A 16,895-nucleotide genomic window follows, 5' to 3' on the forward strand; every position below is an offset into this window, starting at 1 on the left:
CATAGTATTCCTTTTAAAAAGACGAATCTCGATAATCTATTGCCAAAATCACACTTTCTACAGAATTAAGAATAGTATCCGTTACTAATAGGTTTATGTCAGTTCGAAGATATCGTTCGTCTATTTTAGAATTTTTCATTTATCCTATTCGATACGTTTGTTTAATAGTATTACTCAAATATTATTAAAAAGTAAGAATATGAAGTATATAAAAACTATCGGCATCCTTTTACCTTTCCTTTCTTTTTTGGTTGGTTATAGTCAGAACAATAAAAAATCTGAATCCACATCCTATACAATTGCTTATTCGTCCAAAGAGTCGGGTGATGGAGAAATTTATCTAACTGACGAAGACGGCAAATCGAAAATTAGGATTACAGACCGTCCCGGAAATGATGGATATGTAGCTTGGTCTCCTGATGGAAAACACATCGCTTCTTATGGTTATTACGATGGAGGAAACACTTGGTCCATTCATACGATGAATATGGATGGAACCAACAGGAAACGATTAACGCATGCAAAAAATAAATGGGATAGTGCGCCAACATGGTCTCCTGATGGAAGAAAAATTGCTTTCGCAAGAGGCTATAGTAATGCAGAAGGAGTATGGTATTATGAAATTTGGATAATGAATTCAGATGGTAGCAGACAGACTCAAATCAAACCACTGAATGGTGGTGGGCCATGTTTTACCCCAGATGGTAGGATTGTTTTTCACTCAGAACACAAAGATAAAAACAATGAGATAAGCATAGCAGATATTGATGGTAATAACATAATTCAGTTGACAAATAATGAAGCTAAAGAATTGCATCCTGAAGTTTCTGCCGATGGTAAGCAAATCGTTTTTATGTCTGATAGAGATGGAAATTTTGAAATTTATAAAATGAATACAGATGGTTCTAATCAAAAACGCTTAACCCATAATGATGTTGATGATTGGAACCCTTCCTGGTCTCCTGATGGTTCTCGGCTGCTATATTCATCACAAAAAGAAAATGAATACCCTAATATCTATATGATAGATAAAGATGATTCTTCTTTAAAAAAAATTATAACCAATGGCTCAGGCCCTGCATGGCTAAAACTAAAGAAATAATAAGGTTTGAGTACAATTAAATGATGTAAGACTTGATTCTAAAGACGAAAAATAAGAACAATGAGAAACATAACACGATTACTCTGTTTAATTATACTTTTAATAACAAACAGTAGTTTTGCCCAACAAAGTGATAGCCCCGCACCAGAGGCTACAGCCGCCGAAGCCAAAATATCGTTCTGGGATTTACCATATCTCAAAGAAGCTTTTATCGATATAACACCAGCAGACAGAAAGGACGATCTAGCAGTTGGTGAATTGGGTGTTAATGGTGGCAATAAAGACATGATTATCAAGCTGGCCGAGGAGATCGCCGACAGTATGCATGGTCTCTACGACAGCATGCTTATCACCCACAAAGGCAAGCTCTTATTTGAATCTTACTACCGGCGCGGTCGCGTTAACCTGGCTGGAGACCAAGCATCTGCTGCTAAAGCCTACACCAGCTTGGCACTGGGTCGGGCTATCCAGTTGGGCTATCTGTCTATGGCCGATCTGAATAAGCCCCTGATTAGTTTTCTGAAAGATCTGGATCCAACAAAATTTGTTGAGGGCGCAGAAAAAATCACGCTCCATAAGGCATTGACCATGCGCGGGGGGCTTCGCATCAGTGAAGAACAGAGAGAAGAATTTGAAAAAAATCCAAACAAGTTAAAAGGCCAAGGTCAAGTTCAGACCCTTCTTGAGCATAGCGCACCTATTACCTTAGCGTCTCAGAACTATTCATATGGCAACTTCAACCCAACCTTGGTGATGCAAGTCATTGAGGCCGTAGTGCCAGGCACTGCACAGGATTTTATCAAAAATGAACTTCTCGACAAGATGGGCATCACAAATTATGACTGGAGGACTGCTGTTAGCGGCCTTCCAGAAGCTGGTTGGCGCGTGAGCATGACATCACGTGATATGGTCAAGTGGGGAACTTTGGTCATCAATAAAGGTAAATGGAATGGCGAACAACTGATTTCAGCAGAATTTTTAGCTAATGCCACCAGTAACCTTATTAAACCTACTGAAGATTGGCAACCCGACAGCTATAATTATGGTTATTTTTTCTATCAAACGAATATAACAGTCGGTGATAAAAACTATGATACCACTTTCGCTTGGGGCGGTGGCGGACAATATATTATCACCGTTGATGAACTTGACTTAGTTGTTGTGATTACTGGTCATGATAGGGAAGATACTATATTTACTCAGGTTTCAAAAATCATTTTACCTGCGTTTGTTAAAGATCAATCCTCAGTTTTAGAAAGCCCCTATCTAGGTCAAAAACCACCAGGCTTAATTCCTGAATTATTTGCTCCAGATATTATTAAAACAGAGTTTAGAGAAGGAGCTTATGCCTTTACTCCCGATTTAAAAGAATTCTATTTCCGCAGAAGGGGAGGGAAATATAAAAATAATACGTTGGTTGTCATTCAATACAAAGATAATCAATGGATCGAGTCTGTTGTGGCACCATCAGGGGAACCATTTATTTCTCCTGATGGTAGAATCATGCACCTGGGAAGCAAATATAGGGAGCGAACCAACTCTGGTTGGTCAGAAGAAAAAAATCTTGGTGCTCCTTTCAAAGACATTCCTATCATGCTCCTTACCACTTCATCTACAGGAACTTATTATTTTGATGAGGCAACAGAAACAGGTCCAATTCGTTATTCACGATTAATAAACGGCAAACGTGAAAAACCAAGAACAATTAATATTGAGATGGGAAATTGGAACGCCCACCCCTTCATTGCTTTGGATGAATCATATTTGATCTGGGATGATCAAAGAGAAGGAGGGTATGGTGATAATGATTTGTACATTTCTTTTCGACAGAAAGATGGTTCCTGGGGTGCTGCCATAAACTTAGGAGATAAGATAAATACAGAATTCGAAGATTCATTCGGGAGCATAACACCAGATGGAAAATATTTCTTCTTTGTTAGATCTTTTGGTGGTGACAAAGCAGATATATTCTGGGTAGATGCCAAGATTATCGAGAATCTCAGGCCCAAATCATAATCTGTACAATAAATTACCAAGAATAAAAAAGGTTGAATAATGAAAAAAGTACATTTTATTTTGATACTTGTATTAGTACTAATTTTTAATGCCTGCAATACTAAAAAAGGGAGCTCAAATGATAATGAAGAACCAATTATAGAAAGTCTCTATCTTGGTCAAAAACCACCGGGTTTAATTCCAGAACCTTTTGCTCCCGGTATGGTTACGACAGAGGATTGGGAAGTGAGTGGTGTCTTCACACCAGATATGAAGGAGTTCTATTTTATTAGGAATAATGAGGGAACTAAAGAACAAGAACTGGTTGTTTTTCAATATCAAAATAACGAGTGGCAGGAGTCCGTTGTATCGCCCAGGGTGGGAACTCCATTTATCTCACCCGATGGTAAGACCATGCATTTAGGAAGAAGATATAGGGAGCGTACCGAGGCTGGAGGCTGGTCAGAGTTAAAAAAACTTGGTTCCTCTTTCGAGGAGATAGAGATCATGCGCCTTACAGTGTCATCAAAAGGAACTTATGTTTTTGATGAGATAGGCATGCCAGATGGAGATGGTGTTATTCGTTATTCACGATTAATAGATGGAAAGTATGAAGAACCGAGGTCTTTTGGTAAAGAGATTAATACTGGAAGAATGAATGCTCACCCTTTTATCGCACCAGATGAATCCTATTTAATATGGGATGGCCGACGAGAGAGTGGATATGGTAATTCTGACATCTATATTAGCTTTAAACAGCAAGATGACTCATGGGGTAAGGCTATTAACATGGGAGATAAAGTAAATACCAAAGGTTGGGAAGCGGTTGCCTGCGTGACACCAGATGGTAAATACCTTTTCTTCAATAGAAATATGACCCCAGACAACTACGATAATGTAGATATATTCTGGGTAGATGCCCAGATTATTGAAACACTTAGACCTAAATAATAACCTAAAAATAAATTATTCTATCGCTATAATATTCTTCTTAAACAATACTGTAGAAACCAAAGTCATTCCCAAACCAATAGCTAATAGAATTCCCATTTTTGGAAGAATAGTTATGAAAGGTAATTGTCTCCAGAAAATATCAAAGAAACCTTCAATCCCCCAATAATTTACACTAATTACTGCAATGTTTTGCATGAAGACTGGCATCATACTAATCGGAATCATACTCCCTCCAATTGCCGACATTAGAATGATAATAATGGTACTCATTCCTTGTAATTGTTGACGTGTTTTTACTGTAGACACTAAGAAAACTCCAAAACTAGAAACTGCAAACGAGATACATAAAATCAGTACTATCAATGAGATTGCATCCATAAAAATAGGTAACCCGAATGCCAACCAGGCAAAGACAAACATGGTAGTTAATTGTAAAATAGAAACTACCATGGCTGTTCCCATTTTTGCTAATAAAATGTCCAATGGTTTTACTGGGGCAATTAACAAACGCTTTAAAGTTCCTGCATCTTTTTCATCTAACAATCCACCGCCAATAGCTGCAATACTAAACAACAACATCATAATTGCTGTTCCTCCTACAGCTTGTACCAAACCAGGATGCGCTTTGGTAGAACTCTCTTTGATTAACGAAGTAGTTTTTAGCTTTACATTATTAATCACATCTACTTTTCCTAAATGATATTTGAACCCTTCTTTTAAAACGGTATGTACAATTCGCATCTGTAAATCTCTTGCTGCGTCGTATTTTAATTCTATAGGTAAATCTGAATCAGCAGTGACAGCATCTGAAAATCCTTTTTCAAAAATTAAAGCAGCTACATTTTTCCCTTTTCTAACAAGGTCTAAGGCTTTCTCTTCTTCAGAAGCAATCAAGCGTATGGTTTGCATGCTATTCAATTTTGTAATCAATGCTTGAGAAGTTGTTGTAGCATCTTTATCCACGACCAAAACCCCTAAAGGTTTTGGAGCGCTTTTCTTTTTTGCAACACCACCAAATGCAAATGCAAATAGTGTAATCATAATAATAGGTAGTAGAAAGGTAACGAGGACTCCTTTTTTGTCTGAGAAATATAATCTTAGGTCTTTTTGTAAAATAGTAATTATCATGATGGTTGATTTTGTAATTGATGGATATGAAGATGATTAATCTCTTAATTGTTTTCCTGTGAGGCTTAAAAAGATCGCTTCTAAGTTTACTTTATTCAATTGTATGTCTTTGATACTTAATTGCAATTCATTACACGCTGTAATCACTTTAGAAAGCTCTTTCACTGTGCATTCTACCAACAACTTGTTTTTGTTTTGTGTCATTGAATAGGAAAGTAGTTTTCTTAGTTGATCTACATTGCTTTCAGAAAGGAAATTAAATTCTAATTGAATGCTTTCTTTCGTTGGCACCATTTCTTTTAATTCAGATTGTGTTCCTTGTGCGATGATTTTTCCTGAATCTATAATTGCAATACGATCACACAAACGCTCTACTTCTTCCATATAATGTGTGGTATAGACAATGGTCATTCCTTGTTTGTTCAAGGTTTCGATGACTTCAAAAATGTGGTTTCTACTTTGTGGATCGATTCCCACAGTTGGCTCGTCCATAAATAATACTTTCGGATGATGTAACAATGCTGCAGCAATATTGATTCTGCGTTTCATGCCTCCTGAATAGGTTTTGATCAAATCTTTCTTCCTATCTAATAACCCGATCAATTCTAGGGTAGTATGGATTCTTTCTTTCAATTTTTCGGAAGGAATTCCATATAAATTTCCCCAGAACAATAAGTTCTTATACGCAGAAAGGTCTTCGTATAGAGATATCTCCTGAGGTACAACACCAATCAAATGTTTACATTCTTTAGAATTTTCATTACTGTTTTTACCATCAATATGGATAGTTCCCGCATCACTTTTTAAAATAGTACTCATCATATTCAATGTGGTAGATTTTCCAGCACCATTAGGACCTAAGAATCCGAAGATTTCTCCTTTTTTAATGGTAAAACTAATATCGTTTACTGCTTGTATATTTTGAAATGATTTGGAAAGGTTTTGTACTTGAATCATAGGTAGTTTTGCTTATTGATTATTCAAATGTCGTGAGGACATTGCTATCTATAAAAATGATTTTACTGAATTGTATTTTTTTAAGGATGAATTGTGATTTTGTTTTGGTACTCATAATATTAAAGATTGAAAATCTTTGAAATTGATAGGTGAGCAGGTGCGTTAGCTTATTTTGTTCTAATGAAATACTCTTTGCCCAAAGCTAGACTGTCTTGAATGAAGTCGAAAGGATAGGAATTGAAATGGGAATATATATGTAATTGAAAAAATATCAACTATGATCTCAAAAGGATTCAATTAACCTTTGGTTAAAGTTTTCATGCCATCACTAATTTTGGTAGAAATAAGATAACTATGAAAACAATAGGATTGATAGGAGGGATGAGTTGGGAATCATCAAAACTATATTATGAGTTTTTAAATACCAAAGCAAAAGATATATTAGGCGGTTCTCATTCTGCAAAATGTATTATGGTTTCAGTTGATTTTGCAGACATAGAGCGATTGACTTTTAAAGGCGATTGGAATGCTATAGGAGAACTAATGAAACGAGCAGCACAACAGTTAGAAAGCGCAGGAGCAGATATTATTTTGCTTTGTACAAACACTATACATTTAGTAAGTCATTATATTTCTAAAAATGTGAGTATTCCGTTTATGCATATTGCTAGAACCACTGGTGAATCTATCCAAAGCTTAGGTTTAAAAAAAGTAGCATTATTAGGTACGAAATTCACTATGGAAAAAGATTTTTATACCAAAACATTGATTAATGATTTTGGACTAGAAATTTTCATTCCTGATACAAGTGATAGACAAGTTGTTCATGATATTATTTATAATGAATTAGTGAAAGGGCAATTTACATACGCTTCTAAGCAAAAGGTTATTGAAGTTATAAAAGAACTACAAAAACAAGGTGCACAAGGTATTATTTTAGGTTGTACAGAATTACCTATTCTAATCTCAGAATTAGATGTAACTATTCCAATATTTGATACAGGAAAAATTCATGCTCATAAAGCTATTGAATGGAGTATACATAATTAATACGGATTTGATGTTTGTTAAGATGACCTCAAGAATTTTAATACATCCTATATAATCCCCAAAAATAAAATAACATGGCGAGTGCTATGAATATTAATCTTTAATCAAAAAATCATGAAAACAACTATGCTTTTATCTATATCTAGAGTATTCTTTTTTCTCATTACAATTGTTTCTTTTTCGCAAAATAAACAATTAAAAGACCATGTGCTTTTTTACAGTTCTTTTGACGGAAAATTATCTGCAGATGTATCTGTAGGTGATGCAATGATGTATACAGCCGAAAACTATAAAAAAACTGCTAATGCCAAAACTGGTTTGCACAACCCAAATGTTGTTTTAGCTAAAAACAAAGGCCTTACAGGTGATGCGCTTCACTTTAAAAAAGCAAACACTTCTGCTATTTTTTATAAGGCACATAAAAATGTTGGATATAGTAGTAAATCATGGAGTGGTACTGTATCATTTTGGTTGCAATTGGATCCCAATAAAGATTTAGCACCAGGCTATTGCGACCCAATATGTATTACAGATGTTAGATACAATGATGCCGCCTTATGGGTAGATTTCACGGATCATGATCCTAGAAAATTTAGATTTGGGGCTTTGGGAGATTTAGAAGTTTGGAATCCAGAAAACAAAAACGATGATGCTAAATGGAAAAAACGCACTGTTACAGTAAATGAACCTCCTTTTGAGAAAGGAAAATGGACGCACATTGCTATTACTTTTTCAAAAGTGAATACAACAAAATCTACATTCAAATTATACTTAAACGGTCAATTTAAAGGTGTTATAAAAGATGTTAATGATCCATTTACATGGGAAGCAGAAAAAGGAAAAATTATGCTAGGTTTGGGGTATATTGGTTTTATGGATGAGCTTACCGTTTTTGACAAACCACTGGATATTAGTGAAGTGAAATCTGTTTTTGAACTAAAAAATGGTATAAAAACTTTATTTAATTAATAGTATAGCAAATCAAATATGCTTCAACTATTTATACATAAATATTAAATGTTTAACTTTTTGATGTTGTTGGGCCGAAAATGATGGGGATTTCACTTTCCATGCCGTTATTTTGTACTAGTACTGCCCGATCTAATTTCGATAAAATCTTGTCGATAAATATAACACGTTCTTCAATTTGATTGGTTTCTCGTGCCAAGCCCAAAAAAACAAGATCTACATACTTGCTCTTTGCAAGTAATATATCCAAGACATTCTCTTTTGGTTGGGCTAAAATTACAATAACCTTCGCATCAATTCGAGCTTCTCTAATTGATAATCCAATATGATTTTCTAAAATTTGCTTCTCATCTTCAGAATGAGTAACCGAGAAAATACGAATCGTGGACTTTTTCCATTTATTATTGAGTTGGATCAAATAAGCGAGTAGAACCATTAGATCACCATTATTCTCTTGTCCACGCCACCATATATCGATTCTTTTCCTGATCTTCTTCGGAAAAGGTTTGTTAATATGAGCGATTAAGATATTTTTACCGGATCGAGCCAACTCACCGATGATCTCTAATTCCTTTATCTTACCACTTTCTGTAGAAGACCATCCAAAAACTACAGTATTGGTTTTGATACCGGCAATCCCGTGTCCCGCTGCTACCTGATTCATACCATATTTAAGGTCTGTTACCACATGTACTTCTGTAAGTGCCTGCAGACCTACCAAAGCCAAGTCTTTCTGCATTTCGTGGGCAATTTCGTTTCGTAAAGGAAGTTCATCCTTATCTTCAGAGGTAATCAGTTTGGAGATCGTAAGAAGTCCGCTGTTTTGTCCAAGCATTTCGGTGAACCTGACTAATTCGATATGTTCCTTTAAATCCCGGATGAACAATATAATTATAGGCCTCCAATTTCGTGGATGAATTTTTTTTGCATTTAACCTAAGCAGGGCATATCGTCCCAGGTGCATCCAAATTCCTGTCGAAGCATCACCCCACTGTTGTTCGAGTTTTTTACTCATGAGATATATGAAAATGAGGAGTTCAATTCCCAGAGCAAATGCAAACGCAAATGGATTGATTAGCCACATCACTATCATAGCAGCAATGGCACCCAGTATAGAAATATACCATGGAATATTAATGGTAGGCCTGTAAGAGGGTTCTTTGATCAACTGCTCGATGGCAGCACTAATATTTACTGCAACGTATAAGGTAAGAAACAGAACCGAAACATATTGAGCGATAGTATTAAGCCCTCCTAAAAAGACAGCGCTCACGGCAATGGCTCCGCTAATCCAAGTAGCAATGGTAGGTTGTCCGGATCTGGAAAGCCTAGCCAGGAATTTTGGTACTAAACCATCCATAGACAAAGCTTGTAGAATCCTTGGTCCACCTAATATGCTTCCGAAGGCAGACGACAAAACCGCACCCCAAACTGCTGGATATACAATCCATGGTCCAAAAACCGCCAGACGTGTCCATATCGTAACGCCAGCTTCAGGGTCGGTCATTTGTTCTATTGTTAATGCTCCTGTTATGGCTAATAAAAGTGGGATAATAAGATAAATAACAGCTCCTGAAATAACAGCTCCCATAGTTCCTCTTGGAATTGATTTCTGCGGATCCTTTAGATCTCCGCTCATACCAATCCCAGCAGTAAAGCCTGTAACCGCAGGAAAAAAAACAGCAAATACGTACCAAAACCCTTCTGGAGCTGTTAGATAGGTTGCTTCTATATTGGGAGATTGTAGATCTTTGCTTAATACACCAATCACCAAAGCCAGAATTGAGATTCCTACTATAATCATAATAGGAATTTGGGAATGTAATACAAGCTTCGCACTCTTTCCGGAGAGTACTGTAATAATTACAATAAAACCAATAGTTATCAATTGCAATGTATATGAGGGAAGTGCCACCCCAGTGATGGGCCACAATGCCAGGATAGCTTCTGAAAGACCGTAGCAATAAAAAGTAACACTTAGTGTCCTGCACAAATAAAGGGGTATTCCAATTGCTCCTCCTGGTTCTAACCCCAAACTTCGTGAGATCATGAAATACTCTCCACCCACACCCATTTTAATATTGGTCGCAATAGCCGATGCACTCAATCCTGTAATAAAAGTGATCGAACTAGCTATTAAAACAACGATTATGGTTTTAATCAAACCCAAGTTGCCTAAAACCCAACCAAAACGTAGGTACATAATCAATCCCAATATCGTAAGAATACTAGGCATGTAGACCCCCAGAAAAGTGCCAAATTTATGGACAGACTGAGATGATTTCGGTTTTCCAGTCATTAGATCTTAGTTATGTTAAATATTACCAGTCGAACACTACAACTGTATTAAAGATAGAAGAAAAACAGCAGAGTTGCAGCTTTAAAAGAGCTAAAATTATAGTCAGAGTATAGTTGCAAGATGATACGGTTGGAATGAAGATGATTTTAAGGTTCTAAACCTGACTTTGGACATAATATCAGATACACGGTATTTCTATATTTGTGTTATACTGAGTGAAGTCGAAGCATAGGAGGGAAGTAGAATGCGTGTAAAATGGAAATTAACTATTTTATAATTTTGCTAAAACTTCCAGTTTTTTAAAAACAATAACCTTATACGTAGCACTTACAGGAACTTGATTATTTTCAATTAACAAATATGTTCGGGTTGCCTTTGTAACTCTATCCAAATTGGAAATATATGATTTATGTGTGCGTTGGAAATTTTCGGGTAATAATGTGGTGATATTAGTAAGTGTTTCAGAGATCAGGTACATTCTTGAATCTGTAAAGATTTTTAAATAATTTCCAAAACTTTGAATGTACAGAATTGATTTAAACGAAATATTAACGGGCATTCCATCATGTTTTATTTGAAGTTCTTCGCTTCCTCTATTTTTTTTAGTTTGTGTTATTTTTGAAGCTGAAACTTTGTTTATTGCTTTCAAAAAGCGTTCGATTTTTACAGGTTTCAATAAATAATCTACAACACCATAATTATAACTTTCTAATGCATACTCAGAATAAGCTGTAGTTAAAATAACTTTAGGTGGGTTTATCATAGAACGCAAAATTTCCATGCCATTAAGTTCTGGCATTTCTATATCAAGAAAAATGAGATCAACTTCATTTTGCTGAGTAAAATTGACAAATTCAAGTGGATTCCCTGTACTTAATACTAATTCAAAATTATCAATTTTAGCACAATAATCTTCTAACACTTTACGTGCTAGTATTTCATCATCTATGATACCAATTTTAATCATTAACTATTTTTTTACTATTGAAGTTGTTAAATCGATAGACAAATTTACACGATATAGTTTTTCCATATCATCAATTTCTAATACGTGAGAATTAGGATATAATAGATTTAAACGTCTTCTCACATTTTCAAGACCCAGTCCATTTCTTTTGGGCGCAGCAACCATGGGAGGCTTTGAATTATCTACACAAAAATGAAGGGTGTTATCTTTTATAGTGGCAGAAACATCAATTGTACTCTGTTCATTCGTACTTTGTGCGCCATGTTTCACCGCATTTTCAACAAATGGGATGAGTAGCATTGGAGCAATCCTTAACTTTAATAAATTTCCACTAATTAAAAATTCAATAGTACAACGTTTACTTAGTCTTTTTTCTTCAAGTAACAAATAATTTTCTATAAACTCCAACTCTTCTTTTAATAAAACGGTGTTTTTTTTAGAACTTTCTAATTGATACCTCATTAATTCTGATAACTGCATTACAACATCAGGAGTTTCTGGCGATTGCTGTCTAGCTAGTGAATAAATACTATTTAATGAATTAAACAAAAAATGAGGATTTACTTGCTCTTTTAAATAGGTAAGCTCCATTTCTTTTTGCAATTTTTCTTTCTCCTCATTTTCTTTTTGGATGATCGTGTTTCTTCTTAAGAAAAAAACAGCCATACCAGCTCCTGTTGTATAAAGAAGAAAGAAGAATATTTTAGAAGTGCCAGACCAACTATTTGTTCTTAAGTAGGAAAAAATAAGTAAACTCCCTATGAGTAGTATTCCATATATAAAATATCTTTTCTTATCTAGGAAAAAAGGAATAAGAATAAAATGATTTACCCAAATGAAACCCATAATCATAAAAGTATAATTAAGTCCATGTGTGTAAAATAAATAACTAGTCTCAAAATTATCTTTAAAAAACAAATTACTCAATGTTTCAAGCATAAAAACCAGCAAGAAAGCTCCTATATTAATGAGTGTGGTATTCTTTATGGACCTATTAAACATATATGTTTTTCTTAAAAGGGTATAAAGATACTATCTATACTCAGCAGTTACTATAATTTCTTACAAAAGCTATATATCAATGATGAAATGATTTTGTCATTTAACTTTTGCGTTTATCATATTTATGTTGTTAAACATAAGTTATACGATAATTTCGTATAGCAAGTAATAAAAATAGAGTAAATATGAAAATTACTAAATTATTAACATTAATATGTATTATAGTGTTAAATACTGTCTTTGCTCAGGAAAAGGCAGAAAACGACCCTGATGAACCAGTAGTTACCTTAGGCGAAATATCTTCACTTCAGTCAAAAGTGTTAAACAAAACCATTCCACTATCAATCCATTTACCTGAGAACTACGATAGCTCCAAGAAAAGCTATCCCGTGCTGTATATGTTGGGTTCAGATTACCGAGCTCGGTTCGCCATGTTAGCTTCTACACTAGACTACATGGGCGAGGGACAAATTCCTGAGATGATACTTATTGGAATAGATTTACCCGAAGGAAATAGTATTTTGTTGCCAACAAGGAAAAATCAAGACACAACAATTCCGGATAGTTATATTGACTTCTTTGAGACTGAGTTGATGCCAATCGTTGATAACAAATACCGGACTGCTCCATTCAACATACTTTATGGTGCTTCTAATAGTGGTTTTTTCACTGTTTACACGTTGCTCAACAAGCCCCTTTTATTTAATAGTTACTTCGCAAGCAGCCCATCAATTATGCGCATACCAAAAGTGCTTCAACAAAAAATAAAATCAGGTCCGTTAAAAACGCTTTCGAAAAACAGATCGCTACACATCATTTACAGCGATGATGAGGGATTAACAAATCACGTTTCTGAATTCACTCGTGTTTTAGCGGACCATAAACCAGAGAGTTTTACTTATAAAGTAGATGAGTTGGTAAACCAGGGTCATGTACCAGCGATGGATTTTATACAGTTTCTTCTTACGTTATATCCTGACTTCAATCCCTTCAATCCCAGTGAAAATCTAGAATCGTTGGATAAAGTAACACAACATTTCGATAGGTTATCAAAACGATACGGGTATGAAATCAAGACACCTATATCGATCATATTTGACCTTGGTTTTCACACGATACTAAGTAAGGATTTAATTGCCGCAGAAGAAATCTTTCAATATTCCTTAGAAGTGTATCCTGAAGGGAAGGAATCTTATCTCGGAATGGGTCTTGTACGCAAAGCTCAAGGTCAGCTAGAAAGTGCTAGGGTCATGTTCGAAAAAGCACTGACAATTGATCCGGATTTTTCACTTGCTAAAAGGTGGCTTCAAAGACTCAAAAATTAAAATCTGGATTTGCTCATCAAAGATCTACTGGATGAGCACTCAGGTTTTTGAGCACCTCAGATTCGAAGAAGATCTATAGAAGCATCAAACTCCTTAACGACTGAACATAAATGAAATCAAAAGAAGAATTTCTTAAAAAAGTATTAGTAATGAAAAAAAGTGTACAATCTTCCTCCTCCTCATTTTTTTTTCAATCATGTACGGAAAAATCAAATACTGATACTAATATGGATTTAATAAAAAAAGGTAGAAAATGGTCTCACAACTCGGGTTTTATGACTTTGTTACTTGGCTTGATTGCTTTTTGTCAGGAAAGTGACAAATCAAAATCTTGTACAATTGGTTATACATCATTATCATCAGGCATTATAGAAATTTATCAAAAAAATACTGAAGGTAAATCAAATATTAAAAGTACAAATGAGAAAGGTGGCTACCTAGCTTGGTCTCCTGATGGAAAACGTATTGCTTTTTATGCAAAATATGATGACAAAAAGACTTGGTCTATTCATACCATGAATAGTGATGGCACGAATAGAAAACGATTAACTCATGCAAAAAATAAATGGGATAATGCTCCTGATTGGTCTCCAGATGGAACAAAAATTGTTTTTGCAAGAGAGTATAAAGATGCTGAAGGGGTTTGGCATCCCGAAATTTGGATCATGAATTCAGATGGTAGTGAACAAACTCAAATAAAGTCACTAAAAGGGAGTAACCCTTATTTTACTCCAGACGGTAAAATTGTCTTTTCTTGGGAATTCGAAGATAAGAGTAGTGCTATAAGTATAGCAGACATTGATGGAAAAAATATCATTCAGCTAACACATAATGGTGCTAAAGAATGGCATCCAGATGTTTCTGCTGATGGTAAGCAAATTACCTTTATGTCTGATAGAGATGGAAACTTTGAAATTTATGTGATGAATATTGATGGCTCTAATCAAAAGCGATTGACATATAATGATGTTCGTGATTCTATGCCATCCTGGTCACCTGATGGTTCTCAACTAATCTTTATTTCAAAAACGGATGGAATATCTACGATTTATAGTATGAATAAGGATGGCTCTTCAGTAAAAAAAATTATGTCCAATGGAGGACAGGCTGCATGGTTAAAAATCATTCAATAAACAGCTGTTAAGATTTTATAAATATGAAAAATAGTATCACAATTCTCTTTATCCTAATTCTTTTTCAATCATGTGCAGAAGAATCAAATACTGATACTACCATTGATTTAATTAAAAAAGTAGAAAACGGTCTCACAACTCGGGTATATATAGCCGGTGATTCAACATGGTCTATAGAAGAACGAATGAAACACTATGGCATTCCGGGAGTGAGTATTGCGGTAATACATAATGGTAAAGTTGCCTGGTCAAAAGGATACGGTATAATGGATAAAGAAAGCAAAGTTCCTGTGACTGATAAAACACTTTTCCAAGTATCAACAATTGGTATGTCTTTAACTGCATATGGTGCATTACGTCTTGTAGACCAAAATAAAGTAACTTTAAGTGAAGACATTAACAGTTATTTAAAATCCTGGAAATTGCCTGATAGTGAATTTACCAAAGAAGAGAAAGTCACCGTAAAAAACCTTTTGAGTCATTCTGCTGGAATAAACGTGCACGATTTTCAAGGATATAGCACAGACGTACCTGTACCCACACTTATAGAGGTATTAAATGGAACTCCTCCAGCCAATTCAAATCCAATCATCGTAGATAAAACACTTAATGAAAATCTTTGGATTTCAGCTGGTGGTTATACGATCATTCAACAAATGATGATGGATGTTGAAGGTAAAAAATTCCCAGAGCTAATGAATGAATTAGTGCTACAACCTTTAGAAATGAACAACAGTGGGTTTAATCAATCGCTTACTACAGAACAATTACCGATAGCAGCAACGGGTTATTTACGAGATGGTTCTATGGTAAAAGGTAAAAGGCATATCTATCCAGAATTGGCTTCAAACGGATTATGGGCAACTGCAGAGGATCTTGCGAAATTTGTAGTCAATATACAACAAACTCTAAAAGATAATAATCGTAACAAAGGATTATCAAAAGATATAACAGAATTAATGCTTACACCATCTTCAAAAAATCGTTATGGACAATATGGGCTAGGCTTTTCAATTTATAATAAGAAAGATGAAGTCTACTTTGAACACCACGGATGGAGTACAGGGTTTTATAGTAGGATGACTGCTCATAGAGACAATGGATATGGTGTAGTTGTGTTAACCAATACCCCTCTTCCAGCTTTTGTTTTTGAAGTGTTTCGTTCTGTTGCTCTTGCTTATAAATGGGATAATTATTTCCCTGTACATAAAGAAATGGAAATTGAACAGTCTTTGGTTGATAAAATTACTGGTAGATACCTGGCCAATGGCAGGATTGTAGAAGTTTTTCAAAAGGATAATCAACTGCTCTATAAAAATATACTCAACGTAAAAGCAGAAGAACTCATCAAAGTCTCAGATAGTAGTTTTGTTAGAAGAAATTCTAGTCGGCTTATGCAATTCAAGCCAAATTCTGAAAATGGAACACTCAATTTACTTTACATTAATAGCAACGATGGAACCATAGCTTCAACCTTTGTTATGATGGATATTGATAAAAAAGAACCAGTAGAATTCCTTCTTGAAGGTGACTTTGACAAAGCACTTAATGCATATAGGGCCTTAAAAGAACATGACCCAACTTATCCTACAGCTACTGAAGACTATTTAAATGATCTAGGCTATAGTTTTTTCCGCGAGGATAGAATGAAATTATCACAGGATGTTTTCAAAATGAATATGATGCTCTATCCAGATAGTTTCAAAGTATACGAAAGTTATGCAGAAGCCTGTGTGAAAATAGGAGAAATTGATCTGGCAATTTTAAATTATACTAAATCACTTGAATTAAACCCTCAAAATAACCGTACCAAAAATACGCTTAAAGAATTACAAAAAAGTGAATAAACCAACTTTCATCTAATATATATACTGTACCTATAAATCTTCATAATTTTTGTACAAAAGCAGTATATCAATGACGAAATGGTTTTATCATTTAATTGTTGTGTTTATCCAATTTAAGGTGTTAAACATGGATTATGCTATATTTTTATTCAACATTTAATTAAAGC

14 protein-coding genes are annotated in these 16,895 nt (G+C 34.8%); 8 read left to right on the forward strand and 6 right to left on the reverse strand.

The window, feature by feature from the left end; translation table 11 throughout:
* Positions 1–13: 13 nt before the first annotated feature.
* Complete coding sequence (locus tag DG435_RS26000) at positions 14–139, reverse strand: hypothetical protein (protein WP_255409748.1); 126 nt, start codon at positions 137–139, stop codon at positions 14–16.
* Positions 140–199: 60 nt separating this feature from the next.
* On the opposite strand from DG435_RS26000, the gene DG435_RS01490 reads away from it, so the two are divergent.
* The 3 genes from DG435_RS01490 to DG435_RS01500 are packed head-to-tail and all read left to right on the forward strand — an operon-like array spanning position 200 to position 4,048.
* Positions 200–1,102, forward strand: a complete 903-nt coding sequence (locus tag DG435_RS01490) for a DUF5050 domain-containing protein (RefSeq protein ID WP_106794238.1) — start codon at positions 200–202, stop codon at positions 1,100–1,102.
* A gap of 60 nt (positions 1,103–1,162) precedes the next feature.
* The gene (locus DG435_RS01495; protein WP_106794237.1) at positions 1,163–3,118 is read left to right on the forward strand and encodes a serine hydrolase; all 1,956 of its coding nucleotides are present in this window, start codon (positions 1,163–1,165) and stop codon (positions 3,116–3,118) included.
* 39 nt (positions 3,119–3,157) lie between these two features.
* Positions 3,158–4,048 (forward strand): PD40 domain-containing protein, encoded by an 891-nt coding sequence (locus DG435_RS01500; protein ID WP_106794236.1) that lies wholly within the window; start codon positions 3,158–3,160, stop codon positions 4,046–4,048.
* Between the two features lie 15 nt (positions 4,049–4,063).
* Here the strand turns inward: DG435_RS01500 and DG435_RS01505 are convergent, their stop codons facing one another.
* A complete protein-coding gene (locus DG435_RS01505) occupies positions 4,064–5,179 on the reverse strand; it encodes an ABC transporter permease (RefSeq protein ID WP_106794235.1) in 1,116 nt (371 codons plus the stop codon).
* Positions 5,180–5,215: 36 nt separating this feature from the next.
* Positions 5,216–6,136: an ABC transporter ATP-binding protein gene (locus DG435_RS01510; protein ID WP_106794234.1), complete on the reverse strand. Its 921-nt coding sequence runs from the start codon at positions 6,134–6,136 to the stop codon at positions 5,216–5,218.
* Positions 6,137–6,490: 354 nt separating this feature from the next.
* Between DG435_RS01510 and DG435_RS01515 the strand changes: the two genes are divergently transcribed.
* On the forward strand, positions 6,491–7,186 hold the full coding sequence (locus tag DG435_RS01515; RefSeq protein ID WP_106794233.1) for an aspartate/glutamate racemase family protein: 696 nt from the start codon (positions 6,491–6,493) through the stop codon (positions 7,184–7,186).
* A gap of 114 nt (positions 7,187–7,300) precedes the next feature.
* A complete protein-coding gene (locus DG435_RS01520) occupies positions 7,301–8,155 on the forward strand; it encodes a LamG-like jellyroll fold domain-containing protein (protein ID WP_106794232.1) in 855 nt (284 codons plus the stop codon).
* Positions 8,156–8,207: 52 nt separating this feature from the next.
* On the opposite strand, the gene DG435_RS01525 is transcribed toward DG435_RS01520, so the two are convergent.
* From DG435_RS01525 to DG435_RS01535, 3 genes are all read right to left on the reverse strand, one after another.
* Complete coding sequence (locus DG435_RS01525; protein ID WP_106794231.1) at positions 8,208–10,454, reverse strand: amino acid permease; 2,247 nt, start codon at positions 10,452–10,454, stop codon at positions 8,208–8,210.
* 271 nt (positions 10,455–10,725) lie between these two features.
* Entirely contained in the window at positions 10,726–11,421 is a 696-nt protein-coding gene (locus DG435_RS01530) for a LytTR family DNA-binding domain-containing protein (RefSeq protein WP_106794230.1), read from the reverse strand.
* A 3-nt stretch (positions 11,422–11,424) separates the two neighbouring features.
* Positions 11,425–12,423 carry a sensor histidine kinase gene (locus DG435_RS01535; RefSeq protein ID WP_106794229.1) on the reverse strand — a complete coding sequence of 333 codons (999 nt, stop codon included), beginning with the start codon at positions 12,421–12,423 and terminating at the stop codon, positions 11,425–11,427.
* Between the two features lie 185 nt (positions 12,424–12,608).
* Between DG435_RS01535 and DG435_RS01540 the strand changes: the two genes are divergently transcribed.
* From DG435_RS01540 to DG435_RS01550, 3 genes are all read left to right on the forward strand, one after another.
* Positions 12,609–13,748: an alpha/beta hydrolase-fold protein gene (locus DG435_RS01540; RefSeq protein ID WP_106794228.1), complete on the forward strand. Its 1,140-nt coding sequence runs from the start codon at positions 12,609–12,611 to the stop codon at positions 13,746–13,748.
* A 227-nt stretch (positions 13,749–13,975) separates the two neighbouring features.
* On the forward strand, positions 13,976–14,881 hold the full coding sequence (locus tag DG435_RS01545; RefSeq protein WP_159025715.1) for a DUF5050 domain-containing protein: 906 nt from the start codon (positions 13,976–13,978) through the stop codon (positions 14,879–14,881).
* Positions 14,882–14,904: 23 nt separating this feature from the next.
* Positions 14,905–16,728, forward strand: a complete 1,824-nt coding sequence (locus tag DG435_RS01550) for a serine hydrolase domain-containing protein (RefSeq protein WP_106794226.1) — start codon at positions 14,905–14,907, stop codon at positions 16,726–16,728.
* Positions 16,729–16,895: the final 167 nt, after the last annotated feature.

The sequence above is a fragment of the Aquimarina sp. Aq78 genome, assembly GCF_900299525.1.
GTDB lineage: Bacteria > Bacteroidota > Bacteroidia > Flavobacteriales > Flavobacteriaceae > Aquimarina.

Coding starts and splice junctions, on each gene's coding strand:
- DG435_RS26000 (WP_255409748.1), bottom strand. CDS start 139: ATGAAAAATTCTAAAATAGACGAACGATATCTTCGAACTGACATAAAC.
- DG435_RS01490 (WP_106794238.1), top strand. CDS start 200: ATGAAGTATATAAAAACTATCGGCATCCTTTTACCTTTCCTTTCTTTT.
- DG435_RS01495 (WP_106794237.1), top strand. CDS start 1,163: ATGAGAAACATAACACGATTACTCTGTTTAATTATACTTTTAATAACA.
- DG435_RS01500 (WP_106794236.1), top strand. CDS start 3,158: ATGAAAAAAGTACATTTTATTTTGATACTTGTATTAGTACTAATTTTT.
- DG435_RS01505 (WP_106794235.1), bottom strand. CDS start 5,179: ATGATAATTACTATTTTACAAAAAGACCTAAGATTATATTTCTCAGAC.
- DG435_RS01510 (WP_106794234.1), bottom strand. CDS start 6,136: ATGATTCAAGTACAAAACCTTTCCAAATCATTTCAAAATATACAAGCA.
- DG435_RS01515 (WP_106794233.1), top strand. CDS start 6,491: ATGAAAACAATAGGATTGATAGGAGGGATGAGTTGGGAATCATCAAAA.
- DG435_RS01520 (WP_106794232.1), top strand. CDS start 7,301: ATGAAAACAACTATGCTTTTATCTATATCTAGAGTATTCTTTTTTCTC.
- DG435_RS01525 (WP_106794231.1), bottom strand. CDS start 10,454: ATGACTGGAAAACCGAAATCATCTCAGTCTGTCCATAAATTTGGCACT.
- DG435_RS01530 (WP_106794230.1), bottom strand. CDS start 11,421: ATGATTAAAATTGGTATCATAGATGATGAAATACTAGCACGTAAAGTG.
- DG435_RS01535 (WP_106794229.1), bottom strand. CDS start 12,423: ATGTTTAATAGGTCCATAAAGAATACCACACTCATTAATATAGGAGCT.
- DG435_RS01540 (WP_106794228.1), top strand. CDS start 12,609: ATGAAAATTACTAAATTATTAACATTAATATGTATTATAGTGTTAAAT.
- DG435_RS01545 (WP_159025715.1), top strand. CDS start 13,976: ATGGATTTAATAAAAAAAGGTAGAAAATGGTCTCACAACTCGGGTTTT.
- DG435_RS01550 (WP_106794226.1), top strand. CDS start 14,905: ATGAAAAATAGTATCACAATTCTCTTTATCCTAATTCTTTTTCAATCA.